This window comes from Shewanella sp. 10N.286.45.A1, from assembly GCF_041470405.1.
Lineage (GTDB): Bacteria > Pseudomonadota > Gammaproteobacteria > Enterobacterales > Shewanellaceae > Shewanella.
Genome location: NZ_JBFRMK010000254.1, coordinates 15,212 through 29,196, shown reverse-complemented (window position 1 = coordinate 29,196; position 13,985 = coordinate 15,212). Strand labels below are relative to the sequence as shown.

Genomic DNA, 13,985 nt, shown 5'->3' with positions numbered 1-13,985 from the left:
ATTGAATGCCTCAGAAAAATGGACAATGCCAATTCATAATTGGAGCCTTTGTTTATCTCAGTTAGCCATTTATTTTGAAGGGCGCTTAGACAGCGTCCTAGACATTTAAAAATTAGCCTGACACAGAATATTGAACGCCCTCTAGCCTTTAGTTTTGTCATGAATAGCAGGTGAGTTTTCGGCTTCTCTTTTTTATTGAGCGGGTGTATTTCTTCGTAGAGTGTTAAAGACCGTCCTTGAGCCGCGAGTGATGCCCGTATGAGAAAGCTTTGCTTGCGATCATCAAGGTCTGACCAATCAATGTGAATAATTGGCTGCTTCATTGTTCCGACTAACAGGTAGGCCATACGGGTGTAAATGAACTCGATATCACTATGTATGTTGGCGTTACTGCAAAGCCTATCAACACGTTTAATCTTATGTTTTTCCAAGGCATTACTATCAATGCCGCGACCAAGGCCAGTGATTGATAGGGAACCACCATTCATAGAACTTTCGATTGCAGAAAACAAACTCTGTCGTCGAGTTTTGTGCATTAATGGGGTGACAAGATAGAGGCATTTTGATAAAACTTGTTTCGCATTCATGGCATTTACTCGTGGTAATTTTTGTTTGGCGATAAATTTGATCACCAAATGCCATGAATGTTCCTTATTATTTTTCCTATCTCATTATTTCTATTTGTCTTTTTGTGGGGATTCGTCAGGGTCAGTGTAAACTAAATTTGATTACCATACATTTTCTAATCCCATGACCCATCTTTAGACCCTTTGCACTAAGCCGTTTATGTCCAATAATTAGCTTCCCCGTTGGGCAGATACCTAGTGATTAACAGCCATTACAGACTCACCTAATACACCCACTCCCCATCGAAGTTGCCGAAGTACGTTGAAGAAATAGCCGTAATGCCCACACGGACGTGGGCATAGCTTTCGCGGGACAGGATGTCCCATCGGAAGCGTTAGGTTATTTCGAATAAGTACAAGAGAGACAACTTCGTCTGGGGCGCTGAGGGTTTGTTAAGGGGGACAAGCGCTTTCCCCCTTGGCTCGACTCTTTGTTGCAAGACTGGGCGAAGCGCCACGATCTTATATCAAACGAAGTTTGATTGGTTTGGCTTTTAGATGCAGAAGTGCTTTAAGCACAAACAAACTTTTGTCCAAAAAAAAGTTAATCATTAAAATGAGTTTGCTCGTTATTCATCTGAGTTAGGCTGCGCAAGCTTCTAAATCATGGATGATTTAGCAGAGCCTATAGGAATATATTCACGGCGACTTGCAAAAGCTCAATGCAGCTGAATAGCACTCGATTGATGGATAAAGGGTAAAGGGTAAATCCAGCGTCGATTATTGAAATATAGCCAAAGAAAAAGCGCGGCCCCAGAGGACACGCGCCTTCGCTATTTCTTTGTAAGCTCATCCTGCTATTTTAATGCTCCTTGCACCATCCATGCGTAACTTGGCTCCCTGCCTATCCATGTATCCATTTTTCCTTGTACCTTACGGTACTCATCCCTGTTTCTTAGTAATCCATTTACTAAGCTTGCTCATCCTGAGCGTGTCCAACATCATCCTTGAGAGTCCATTCATTAACTATCCGTAGCATCCTACCTTCCGAGGTAGTAAACCTTCCATCCTGGATTGTTTAACCGCTCCTTGGTCGTTATGGCAATCAATCCTTGAAAGCCCCGTCCATGATAGTTATCCATATTAAGTGCGAATCCTTCGTCACTTTTTAGATCTTCCTAATCTGTGAATCCTTTCCACATGCGTCCTTGCACAATCAAATAATAAGTCAAAATCAAACAAATGTTAGCTAAAGATCGATGATTTAACATTCGTTCACATTAGATATACACCAGCAAAAAACACTAAGCGCATGATTAATATGTTAATTTACATTATTCATGCTAAATAACGGCAACTTAAAGCCCTTATTTCGCACGAAGCTGTAAGAGATCTCTTACATGTAATCGAGCAAATCATCAAACGATATATTTAGCTAAAAGAAAGGGCGCACCTTTCGGTGCGCCCAGATCTAGCTTCTTTTAGCTTTCCCGCTATATATGTGCTCCCTGCATCATCCTTGCTTAACGTGCGTCCTGCATCTTCCTTGTAAGTCCATTTATATCCTTGTACACATGGTACAAAATCCATTTATCAGCTTATCCTAAGCTAAATTCCTCATCCTGAGGTTGTCCTGGTTGCTTCCTGCAAATTCCTAACTTGTTAATAAGTATATGGTTAATAATCAAGCCCTACAAAGGCGACAACTAATCAAGCATCACCAATATTAAACTAACTTATCCTTAAGTTAGTGGCTTAACATACTTATTGACTGATATAACCAAATCTAACAATCGACACGCAAACCGCAGCTTATACCGAGTAAAGTCACAGCGTTGTCTCTCGCGATTTCTTAAGCTAAGTATATCTATCGATTAAGCGAAAAAGGCTCTTTCGCTATTCCCTCTCAAAGCTGTAACATTATTGCAGCAAATGGTTTTTATGGTAATCGATTGATTTAAAAGTAGTAAACTAGATATAAGGGGTTGTATCAACATTAATTTCATAGGATTTCCCACAGTAAAGTAAGAGATCTCTTACAACAATGAGAAACTAAACGGAGATCACAGTTTAATTTTTCTACGGATAGCAGCAAAATACATAACCCAATCAGCCAGTAAGCTATACAAAGGGTACTCAAATGTCGCAGGCCTATTTTTTTCAAATACAAAATGCCCGAGCCAGGCGAATCCATAACCTATAACAGGAAGCGACAAAAGTAGCAGCCATTGGCCTGAGTAGAGGATAATCGCCAGCATTAAAATAATCAGAGAACTACCGACATAATGCAGAGTTCGGCAAATATTATTTTGATGCTGCGAAAGATAGAATGGATAAAACTCAGCAAAACTATTAAACCGCTTACTCATTGTTTTGGCCTCGATAGAACATCAACTCTCCAGCTACGTTGCCTATCTCTAGCTCCTCTAGTTTTGCAAAGCCGTGGTTGGCGAATAACTTATTATGGCCAGCATCACTAACAAATACACCCACACCATCAAGATGCGGTTGCTCATCACACCAACTTAGTACCGTTTTAACAAGCTGGCTGCCATACCCTTTCCCCTGTTCATTAGTTGAAACAGCAATAAATTGAATTATCCCACAATTAGCATTTGGTAAGCTTTCGACTATCTGATGCTCTTTTTTGATCCAAGCTTGAGTTGATTGCCAGCCAGCACTAATCAGCATTTTTAAACGCCAATGCCAGTAACGCGCTTCTCCAAGTGGTACTTGTTGAGTCGCAATGCAGGCGACTCCAATGAGTCGTTCATCTGAAAATATACCTATCAATCCCTGCTCTTGTTGCCACAGTTCATTTAACTCTTCACGAATTGCACCGCGCAATTTTTGCTCATACTGAGCAGTATCATTGCGATACAGAGCATCCATAAAGAAAGGGTCATCGTGATATGCATTATAAAGAATAGAAGCGGCGACTCTTAAATCTTCAGCTGTTAGATATACAGCACGGCACTCTTCCATGGCTTGATTTTCCATTGTTATTTTCCTAGATCGAGATCACACAATACCAATGTATCAAGCTTTACGAAAAGTGCAATTATTAATCAAAGCAAACATTAACAGCCACTCTTTAACGCTAATACTTTAGCTTTTCATGATAAAACAGTGACTAGGGCGGTTGACCTTTCGGGCTAGGATTTTGTTCGTATTCAATGCTTTTAGGGCAAGGCTTGAGCGATGCTGCACCGCTCGCTAAGTAAGAAGCTCGTCGCGCAGTGATAAGAGTGTTGAAGCGAGCCTTAAGAGCCGCACTTCCTGGCTATTTTCTTGCTTTAGAGAATGCAAAACCACATAGCCTACACCTTGTTAAAATAACCAATAAACTGGCGCAAAAACAACCGTCAAAGATCGCCCCGCCCTAGCTAAAACAATTGAACCGGTTTGAAACAGCAGATATATGAGGTTTGAGCCATACTATAGCCAAGCACTTTTCAACGGAGATAACGGCATGGATACCACCCAGGGAGATCTCAAACATCTATTTCAACAATTAGGTTTGCAAAGTGATGCTAATTCCATTGAGGGATTTGTTAGAAAGCATCAATTACCAGAGGGGCAGCTTATTCAACAAGCTGTTTTTTGGAGCGAATCACAACGACATTTTTTGGCAGAAGCATTAGCAGAAGATGCCCAGTGGTCTGATGTTATTGACCATCTGGACACCCTATTAAGAAAGTAATTTGGCGGGGGTAACGCTTAAATTTTGCTGTAAGCCATCTCACCCCAGCCGACGACTGCGTTATTACTAATGACGACAGGAGTACATTCGTCTTTAGTCGTTTTACCGTCGCCTTTTAAACGTTGAGTTCGGTAAAACAACACATGCACTTCTTTATCTTGTTGGACATAGGCTTCATTAAAATCGGCAGTGCCCATAAGCGTCGTCACTTGATCTTTAGACATTCCCAAAGCAACCTTAGCGAGATTGCCACGGTTAGTTTCTTGTGTTTTCTGCCAAGAACCATTGCTATCCCAATCTGATTCACCATCACCAACATTGATCACGCAGCCAGTTAGCCCTATGCTTGCAATCCCAAAAAACGCTAAACTTAATAAATTTTTTCTCACATTAACTTCCTGTATTTATTTTGATTTTATAAACTTTGATAAAGCAAACTGCATGCCAATAATTAAGTTATTGTTTTTATGGAGCTTAACTGATTTAAGTAAACCCTTTTTACTAAATAGACTATTAAGAGTAAGGAATTTAACCAACGATGAGTCCACTAGACCAAGTACTCTGCGCCGCAAAACAGCTTAGCAAAGAAGGTAAAAACCCTACTCTTGCGTTAATTAAAACCAAATTAGGGATCAGCGTGGCAATGCCAATCTTGATCCAGGGTCTACAACAATACAAGTCGATGAGTGATGCTGATAAAGCCAGTATCAAAACAACCGCGCAAATCAATGCTAGCGCACAAGAAAATCTGCAGCAGCAATCTACTGACGATCAACGTAGAGTGGAAAAATTGGAGCAAGAGCTTGTGCTACTTAAAACTGAGCTTAAAGCTGTAATGCAAAGATTGACCATACTTGAATCGGCTGCCAAAAAAACCTGTGAGAAATAAAGACAATGCACGTCATTGAATTAAGATTTGAATGTTTCGACAACACCACCATTACAGCAGCAGAAAAAGCGATTAATGGGTTACTAGAGGCTTACCGAGCAAATGGTCAAATACTTGGTCGTGAATTTGCGGTTGCCTTTAATGACGGTGAATTTAAAGCTCGCTTATTAACCCCAGAGAAAAGCAGCCTTGCCAAGCGTTTTAACAGTCCATGGGTTGAAAAGACGCTCTCCGAACTGACAGACGCTAAACTGCTTGCCCCACGAGAAAAGTATATTGGTCAGGATATTAACTCGGAGGTTTCTAGCCAAGAAACACCAAGCTGGCAGCTACTTTATACCAGTTATGTGCATATGTGCTCACCGCTGAGAAATGGCGATACACTGCAGCCTATACCACTTTATCAAATACCAGCTACTGCCAATGGCGATCATAAACGCATGATCCGCTGGCAGACCGAATGGCAAGCATGTGATGAATTACAGATGGCAGCTGCGACAAAGGCAGAATTCGCCGCATTGGAAGAGTTAACAAGTCATCAGAGCGATCTGTTTAGACGAGGCTGGGATCTGCGCGGCAGAGTCGAGTATCTAACCAAGATCCCAACTTACTATTATCTCTATCGCGTGGGCGGTGAAAGCCTCGCCAATGAGAAAAAGCGCTGTTGCCCAAAGTGTGGCAGTAATCAATGGCTGCTTGATGAGCCATTACTAGATATGTTTCATTTTCGCTGCGACACATGCCGTATCGTATCGAATATCTCTTGGGATCATCTGTAATAACATTCAATAAAAAGCCTGAGTATGCCCATTACCCAGGCTTTTTAATGAAGCAAGGGATTACTTACCCAGCAAATTACGCCACATAATCTTCATTCGCTGCCAGATCCCCGGATGATCATAGGCGGGGATTACTTCCTCGACCAATTTAACCGGTGGCGTAACACGCGGGCTGATCTTGCTGATAAAGCTGTTTAAAGAGTCCGCTAACTTAAGACTTTGTACTTGACCGGCAATTTCTACCCAAACGCTGCCATCAGCATTGTTTACCGTGATCATCTTGTCTTCATCATCAAATACACCAATAAACCAAGTAGGCTCCTGTTTAAGCTTCTTTTTCATCATTAGATGACCAATCATATTTTGCTGCAGATGCTCAAAATCACTTTGGCTCCATGCTTGCAATAGCTCTCCAGTCCCCCATTGTGAATCAAACATCAGTGATGCAGCAAAGTGAGAACCATAAAAGCCATTTATATCATCATGTAAAGACAACTCTAGCGCATGCTCAACATTATCAAATCGTCCTGCATCAACTCGAACAACGCTGTTCCATTGCAGCGCCTCTTCTGTTTCAACGTCAACGTCACCCACAATGCACTCAGACGGTTGCTGCTGGGCGTAATATCTAGGGTGCTCACCTAATGCATCAAGGTAAGCTTGTTGATAGTCGTTTAAAAAAATATCCAGAGCAGGTAAAGAAGACACTTAAGCCGATCCCAAAATCAGTTATAATAAGGGTCTATTTTGACATGGAAACCGTATTGATGACAAAACATCATGATCCCTATAGTGACGCAGCCGAACTTTCACAACTAACATTAGGCAAGTCGACTGGCTACCAAGAGCTGTATGATGCTTCTTTACTACAGGGCGTGCCGCGCAAACTGAACCGTGATGCAATTGGACTTACCAATGATTTGCCGTTTCATGGCTGTGATATTTGGACCGGCTATGAACTGTCTTGGCTCAATGCCAAGGGTAAACCAATGGTGGCTATTGCAGAATTCAATTTAGATTATCAAAGCGCTAATTTAATTGAGTCAAAATCGTTTAAGCTGTACTTAAACAGCTTTAACCAAACTAAATTTGATGATGTTCAATCCGTGCAATCGACCTTAAGAAATGACCTATGCGAATGCGCACAGGGTGAGGTCAGCGTTAAAGTCATTGAGCCTAAACAGTTTAGCCATCAACGTATTGTAGACCTGCCAGGAACCTGTATCGATGATCTCGATATCGAAGTCGATGATTATAGTTTTAACCCAGATTACTTAGTCGACAGTGTTGATGAAAAAGTGATGGTCGCTGAAACATTGACCTCAAACCTACTCAAGTCAAACTGCTTAATCACCTCTCAACCCGATTGGGGCACGGTAATGATCCGTTACCAAGGACCTAAAATTAACCGTGAGAAACTGCTGCGCTACTTGATCTCATTTAGGCAGCACAATGAGTTTCATGAACAGTGCGTCGAGCGTATTTTTGTTGATTTGAAACGTTTCTGCCAATGTGCAAAGCTTACGGTTTACGCACGATATACTCGCCGTGGCGGCTTAGATATCAATCCCTATCGCAGTGACTTTGAAAACCCTGCCGATAATCATCGTCTCGCCAGACAGTAAATTATCCCTAACAAAAAACCGAGCCGATGAGCTCGGTTTTTTATAGCTCTAGTGTTTGGACAAGTTCAGTGATCTGCTCTCGTAACCAAGCATTCGCACTATTGCGTTGCAATTTTTTACTCCAGATTAAGTGATACTCAATCGGCCGAGTGTCAAACGGTAAAGGATACTGCGCCAAATTAAATAGCTGCGCATATTCTTTAAGGTAACGAGAAGATCCCACAGAGATAGCATCAGTTTTAGATGTTGTCGCCAACATACTTAATAGCGAAGATTGCTCACTATAGGTTTTACGCTGCGGTAAAGCCGTTTCACTATACAGCTCGGTGATAGCAAGATTTGAGCGGCGCATCTTAAACACCACATGCTTCTCAGAGAAGTAGGCTTCAGAACTCAGCTGTCCTTGTATTCTCGGGTGCGCTTTTCTCGCCACGCAAACCAGTTTATCTTGCATTAAAAAGCTGATACTCAATGATGACGGTATTTGGCTCATTACATCTATTGCCAGATCCACTCGTTCAAACTGCAGATCCGCCTGCAGTTGCTCTTCATTTGAAGGGGGTTCTTTAAATACAATATCGACTGCAAGCCCTGCGGTTAACTTATCAATTGGCGCTTGTAGCAACTGCATAACCACTTCGTTGGCATACACCTGAAACTCTCTTGAGTGTAATGTTGGGTCAAATTGATCCATCGCAGCGACTACATCATCAATAGCATTAAAGTGACTATCCAGTTGATGATACAAGTTATGCCCAGCAGAAGTCGCTTCCACCCCTCGACCAACCCGAATAAACAGTTCGTCACCCAACTGCTTTTTCAAACGGTTTACCGCATTGCTCACTGAAGATTGTGTTAAATCAAGCTGCTCAGCAGCACGACTAAATGAACCACAACGATACACTGCAAGAAATACCGGAAATAGATTCAGATCAAATTGGTTTGTTTGTGGCATTGGCTTTATTACTATTTACAGCATGAATATTAAGTTTCAATCTAGCGATAATTACTAAATAACACAAGCACTCTACACTAGCCTCAATTCAATTTGTATTGACTCGGTTCTAGCTCAAATCCTGTTTAGAGCCATTTTTGAGGAAACACCATGAAACTTTCAGCCGTTACTCTCGCCATCATCAGTACCGTCACCCTTGGCTTGTCATCGACAACTTACGCAGCACAACATGAACATGACCATATAACTGTTCACTATGAAGGCAAGGCCGCGACCCAGCATACAGCGGAGCATAACCAAGCTATTGCTGAAACGCTTAACTTTGCTGACACCAAGGCTTTTGAGCAATCCTCAAAAAACCTTGTTGCCAAGTTTGACCAAGCGACTGCCGATATACTTAGGGCTGAGTTCGCTTTTATCAGCGAGCAAACACCCGATTCAGTCAACCCGTCGCTTTATCGTCAAGCGCAGCTAAATATGGTGCCAAATGGCTTATACAAAGTGTCGGATGGGATCTATCAAGTACGTGGCACTGACTTATCTAACTTAACCTTAATAAAGGGTGAAACGGGCTGGATCGCCTACGATGTGCTGCTAACCAAGGAAGCCTCTAAAGCATCTCTTAGCTTTGCACTTAAAAACCTACCAGAAGGCAGCGAGCTCCCGGTTGTGGCAATGATTTACTCTCACAGCCACGCCGATCACTTTGGTGGTGCCCGCGGTATTCAGGAGATGTTCCCTGACGTCAAAGTCTATGGCTCACACAACATCACTAAAGAGATAGTTGATGAAAACGTGCTTGCAGGTAATGCAATGAGCCGCCGTGCAGCTTATCAATACGGTGCAACGTTAGGTAAGCATAACCACGGAATTGTTGATGCCGCACTTGGTAAAGGTCTCTCAAAAGGCGAGATCACTTATGTGGCTCCAGACTACACCTTAAACGGTGAAGGAAAATGGGAAACCATTGAGATCGATGGCCTAGAAATGGTGTTTATGGATGCCTCAGGCACTGAAGCTGAATCTGAAATGATCACTTATATTCCGTCTAAAAAGGCGCTTTGGACCGGTGAACTGACTTATCAGGGAATGCATAACATCTACACGCTACGCGGTGCTAAGGTACGTGATGCGTTAAAGTGGTCGAAGGATATCAACGAGATGATCGGTGCTTTTGGCACTGATGTTGAAGTACTGTTTGCCTCTCATTCAGCGCCAGTTTGGGGCAATAAGGATATTAATCAGTTTTTACGTCTGCAACGTGACAACTATGGCTTGGTTCACAATCAAACCCTCAGACTGGCTAATAGTGGCGTCGGGATCCAAGACATTGGTGATGCAATTCAAGACACTATTCCTGAAGCGGTATATAAGGCTTGGCATACCAATGGTTACCACGGCACTTATAGCCATAATGCCAAAGCCGTTTATAACAAGTACTTGGGATATTTCGACATGAACCCAGCTAACTTAAACCCGCTACCGACAAAGCTTGAATCGGCTAAATTTGTCGAATACATGGGCGGTGCCGATGAGGCTTTAAAGCGCGCTAAAGCAGACTTTGCTCAAGGTGAATATCGCTTTGTCGCCACAGCACTAAATAAGGTGGTAATAGCTGAGCCCACTAACGATGCTGCGCGGCAACTATTGGCGGATACCTATGAGCAGTTAGGCTATCAGTCAGAAGGTGCGGGCTGGAGAAATATCTACTTAACTGGTGCACAAGAGTTACGTGTTGGGATTCAAAAAGGCGCGCCTAAAACCGCTTCTGCTGATGTGATCAGTGAAATGGATATGCCAACCTTGTTTGACTTCCTCGCGGTTAAAATAGATAGCCAGCAAGCCGCTAAACACGGCTTAGTGAAAATGAACATCATCACGCCTGATACTAAGCAAGTACTCTACATTGAGCTGAGTAATGGTAACTTAAGCAACAGTCTGGTTGACAGTGAGCAAACAGCAGATGCGAATCTTATTGTTAACAAGGCTGACGTTACCCAAATATTACTCGGGAAGACCACGCTTAAAGCCTTACTAGCAGCGGGTGATGCTAAAATTACTGGCGACAAAACAGCCTTTAGCAAGATAGCAGGCAGTATGGTTGAGTTTGACCCTGCATTTGAAATCGTGCCAACACCAAAATCATAAGCGCTTAACCAAAAGAACCATAGGCTAATATGAACAAAGGGACGCTCAATGCGTCCCTTTTCTATTGTTGCTGGTTATGAATAAGCTAAAGCCAATGTGTTAATACAACTCATCTGCGCCTGATATTCTATAGAGTCTGCGACAATAGCCTGTCCATCTATACTAATCGCAAAACGGTATTCGTCATTCAAATGACCTAAAGCACAGTGCCAAGTATCAGCTTCACTCGCTGACAAAACGTTAGCATGTGTCACACCAATTGGCTTATCAGCACCGAGTTTGGTGTTATCACTCTTTGATTCTTGCTTGGCAAAAAACTGTAACCCGACTTGCTGCTTAAACAGCATCTGCTCAGTAAAGCCTGTTTGTTGTAACTCTGGTGGCGTCTTCTCGCTCGATTGCAAAATTAAAGTGCTTTGCTTCATAACAGAGAGATCAAACCCAAATGATTTTAACGACAACGCTAATCCTAAACCCTTAGCTTTAATATAGGACTCTTTCAGTGCCCAAAGATCAAAGAATCTATCACGCTGCCGTTCGCTAGGCAGTGCAAGTAAGGCAGCAGTCTCAGGCTCAGAAAAGTAATGGTTTAGTATAGAGTGAATATTGGTACGACTGCGGCAACGCTCAATATCAACACCCAACTCCAACGGCAGCATTCCCAGTGGTTGCTGGTAAATAGCCAGCAACAGCCAGTCGCCACTATGGCTTAAATTAAAATCGATGCCACTGAGTGCAAACTGCGTCGGCGTTAAACGCGGCTTGCCCTTTTCACCGTATTCAAATTGCCATTCATTTGGTTTAAGTGTGCCATGCTGCGACAATATAGCCCGCAGATAACCACGTACCATTAATCCTTGCACTTGAGCCGATTGCTGAATATAACGATCCACCTTATCTATCTCATCTTGTGGCAACCAGCCACGGATAGTCATCGCGACGTTATCGTCCAGGGATGAAGGCAATAACGGACAAAAATAAAGTTTGATACTCGATGACGATGAGGTAGGCAATGACAAGGCGGACTCGAAACAGTGGCTTATTCGCTTATTGTGGCCTCTTTTCCCCCAAAACAACAGAGGGGCAAGCTCAAATAATCTAAGCTCGCCCCGCTAACGCTAATATATCCCGACTCATTTTCCTTCTGTTAATCAGTTAGCAGCAACTCCTTAAATGCCTTATTGGGAATGACCCCATAGCGGCTAAAGCTCATTGAAAAAACCCCATCTCCACCTGTCATTGATTTGAGCCGAGTCGAGTAATCCCCGACATTGGCCAATGGTGCCTCCACGTTAACTTCAACCCTGCCAGTCGCTTTTGCCTCAGTACCACAGATGATCCCACGCGAGGCGCTGATGTCTCCAGTTATCTCTCCCACTTGGCTTTGTTCAACCGAGATCTGCATATCTACGATAGGCTCTAACACCACAGGCTCAGCCAATGCTACCGCGTCCTGAAATGCTTTTTTACCCGCCATCACAAATGCAATCTCTTTTGAGTCCACACTATGGTGCTTTCCATCAAGCACAGTGACTTTGATGTCCTGCATTGGGAAACCACCCAATGTGCCGGCTAACATTGCGTCACGCACGCCTTTCTCAACCGCAGGAATGTATTGGCTCGGTACAGCCCCCCCAACCACTTTGCTGACAAATTCAAAACCTTGACCTCGCGGTAGCGGCTCGACTTTAAGCTCAACTTCACCAAACTGGCCCGAACCACCGGATTGCTTTTTATGGCGAAAACGTGCACTTGCCTCTGCTTGTATGGTCTCTCGATAAGCCACTGCAGGCGTCTCGGTGTCCATATCAACATTAAATAAGGTTTGCGCTTTCTCTAAAGCTATCTGCAGATGCAGATCCCCCTGCCCCTTTAAAATAGTTTGCCCTTTCGCCTCACTGCGATTGATCTGCAAGCTTGGATCTTCGGCAACCAGTTTATGCAACACTTCAGAAATTTTCTGCTCATCACCGCGACGTTTAGGTGATACAGCAAGGCCAAAAATCGGTTGTGGCAAGTTAATTTCTGGCAGATGAAACTCATCTTCATCATGGCTATCATGCAGCACTGCACCGACTTCAAGTTCATCAATCTTGGCAATAACGCAGATGTCGCCGGGAATAGCCTGGCTAACATCGATGAGTTTATCCCCTTGCAATTTAGCCAAGTGAGCCACCTTAAACGCCTTACGCTCACGGCCAATGAATAGCTTCATGCCAATGTTAAGGGTGCCTTGGTAAAGTCTAAATACGCCCATTCGACCAAAAAATGGATCGATTGAGACTCTAAATACATGAGCAAGTACGTGGTCAGTTGGACTTTGACTAACATCTATCGGTAACGCATCCTGATCAAAGCCTTTAACAAACTGTGGTGGATTGGCTTCCAGTGGGCTTGGCATCAGCTTCACTAATAATTCTAATAAAGCAGCAATACCAATATCATTCTCGGCACTGGTAAAACAAACCGGGACTAGATGCCCCATTCGCAGTGCAGCCTCCAGCGGCGCATGTAACTGTTCAGGGCTTAGGGACTCACCCTGCTCTAAATACAGCTCCATCAGTTGTTCATCTTCTTCCAGCACCGTATCAACTAATTCGTCACGCGCCTGTGCAACGCCAATAAAGGCTGTGTCAGTTTGTTCATCGCAGTGAAGATAGCAGTCAACCACATCACCTTTTGCACTATTTGGTAAATTAACCGGTAAACAACGGTGACCAAACTGTTGCTGTATATTTTCCAGTAACGGTGCAAGTCCAGCTTCGTTGCCATCAATATGGTTTATCGCTATCAGCACCGCCTTACCTTGGCTGCGCGCTGCAGCAAACGCTCGTTTAGTGACGGATTCAATACCCACTCCAGCATGAATCACTAGCAACACTGACTCGACACCTGGCAATGGCAGCAATGCTCGTCCAAAAAAGTCTGGTAGACCTGGAGTGTCGATTAGATTGATATGGTGATTTGCAAAATCTAGATTTAAAAACGAGGGTTCTAAGCTGTGGCGGTGAGATTTTTCTTGGGCAGTGAAATCAGCATGATTTGTGCCCTTATCCACCCTGCCTTTTAAATTAATTGCTTTCGCGCGAAACAATAGCGCCTCTAATAAAGAGGATTTTCCTGATCCTGTATGCCCGAGCACAGCCAAATTGCGGATCTGCTCAGTATTGAACTCAGCCATAACGGCCTCCTTTGTCACATTATTAAACTTACGTATATCAATAAGACAATTTTTATGGAGCTGTTAACAACGAGTATAGACTTGTGATAAAGCGCAATATTTGACCTAGATCACGCTTTACTTTGCCAACGTTAGTTAC

General features: G+C 43.2%; 12 protein-coding genes and 1 pseudogene. 5 read left to right on the top strand and 8 right to left on the bottom strand.

Annotated elements, in window-relative coordinates:
• Nucleotides 1-143: 143 nt before the first annotated feature.
• From AB4238_RS17530 to AB4238_RS17520, 3 genes and pseudogenes are all read right to left on the bottom strand, one after another.
• Nucleotides 144-587: pseudogene (locus tag AB4238_RS17530) on the bottom strand (IS4 family transposase); the annotation flags it as partial.
• A gap of 2,042 nt (nt 588-2,629) precedes the next feature.
• Nucleotides 2,630-2,935 (bottom strand): Mpo1-like protein, encoded by a 306-nt coding sequence (locus AB4238_RS17525; protein WP_372034604.1) that lies wholly within the window; start codon nt 2,933-2,935, stop codon nt 2,630-2,632.
• Nucleotides 2,928-3,566, bottom strand: coding sequence for a GNAT family N-acetyltransferase (locus AB4238_RS17520; protein WP_372034603.1), 639 nt, complete (start codon nt 3,564-3,566; stop codon nt 2,928-2,930). Before AB4238_RS17520 ends, AB4238_RS17525 begins: the two co-directional genes overlap by 8 nt.
• Before the next feature lie 472 nt (nt 3,567-4,038).
• Here AB4238_RS17520 and AB4238_RS17515 point away from each other — a divergent pair, with 472 nt between their 5' ends.
• Complete coding sequence (locus AB4238_RS17515) at nt 4,039-4,269, top strand: DUF2789 domain-containing protein (protein WP_372034602.1); 231 nt, start codon at nt 4,039-4,041, stop codon at nt 4,267-4,269.
• Between the two features lie 17 nt (nt 4,270-4,286).
• Here the strand turns inward: AB4238_RS17515 and AB4238_RS17510 are convergent, their stop codons facing one another.
• Complete coding sequence (locus AB4238_RS17510) at nt 4,287-4,658, bottom strand: DUF3192 domain-containing protein (RefSeq protein ID WP_372034601.1); 372 nt, start codon at nt 4,656-4,658, stop codon at nt 4,287-4,289.
• A 149-nt stretch (nt 4,659-4,807) separates the two neighbouring features.
• On the opposite strand from AB4238_RS17510, the gene AB4238_RS17505 reads away from it, so the two are divergent.
• Nucleotides 4,808-5,158, top strand: coding sequence for a hypothetical protein (locus tag AB4238_RS17505; protein ID WP_372034600.1), 351 nt, complete (start codon nt 4,808-4,810; stop codon nt 5,156-5,158).
• Nucleotides 5,159-5,163: 5 nt separating this feature from the next.
• A complete protein-coding gene (locus AB4238_RS17500; RefSeq protein WP_372034599.1) occupies nt 5,164-5,937 on the top strand; it encodes a Zn-ribbon-containing protein in 774 nt (257 codons plus the stop codon).
• Between the two features lie 60 nt (nt 5,938-5,997).
• Here the strand turns inward: AB4238_RS17500 and syd are convergent, their stop codons facing one another.
• On the bottom strand, nt 5,998-6,645 hold the full coding sequence (gene syd, locus AB4238_RS17495) for a SecY-interacting protein (protein ID WP_372034598.1): 648 nt from the start codon (nt 6,643-6,645) through the stop codon (nt 5,998-6,000).
• A gap of 59 nt (nt 6,646-6,704) precedes the next feature.
• On the opposite strand from syd, the gene queF reads away from it, so the two are divergent.
• The gene (gene queF / locus AB4238_RS17490; RefSeq protein WP_372034596.1) at nt 6,705-7,562 is read left to right on the top strand and encodes an NADPH-dependent 7-cyano-7-deazaguanine reductase QueF; all 858 of its coding nucleotides are present in this window, start codon (nt 6,705-6,707) and stop codon (nt 7,560-7,562) included.
• 40 nt (nt 7,563-7,602) lie between these two features.
• Here the strand turns inward: queF and AB4238_RS17485 are convergent, their stop codons facing one another.
• Entirely contained in the window at nt 7,603-8,517 is a 915-nt protein-coding gene (locus AB4238_RS17485) for a LysR family transcriptional regulator (RefSeq protein WP_372034595.1), read from the bottom strand.
• 150 nt (nt 8,518-8,667) lie between these two features.
• Between AB4238_RS17485 and AB4238_RS17480 the strand changes: the two genes are divergently transcribed.
• On the top strand, nt 8,668-10,665 hold the full coding sequence (locus tag AB4238_RS17480; RefSeq protein WP_372034594.1) for an alkyl/aryl-sulfatase: 1,998 nt from the start codon (nt 8,668-8,670) through the stop codon (nt 10,663-10,665).
• A 74-nt stretch (nt 10,666-10,739) separates the two neighbouring features.
• Here AB4238_RS17480 and AB4238_RS17475 read toward each other — a convergent pair whose 3' ends face one another.
• Both AB4238_RS17475 and fusA read right to left on the bottom strand, forming a co-directional pair.
• A complete protein-coding gene (locus AB4238_RS17475; protein WP_372034593.1) occupies nt 10,740-11,630 on the bottom strand; it encodes a 4'-phosphopantetheinyl transferase superfamily protein in 891 nt (296 codons plus the stop codon).
• A gap of 182 nt (nt 11,631-11,812) precedes the next feature.
• Nucleotides 11,813-13,846, bottom strand: coding sequence for an elongation factor G (gene fusA / locus AB4238_RS17470; RefSeq protein ID WP_372034592.1), 2,034 nt, complete (start codon nt 13,844-13,846; stop codon nt 11,813-11,815).
• Nucleotides 13,847-13,985 lie beyond the last annotated feature (139 nt).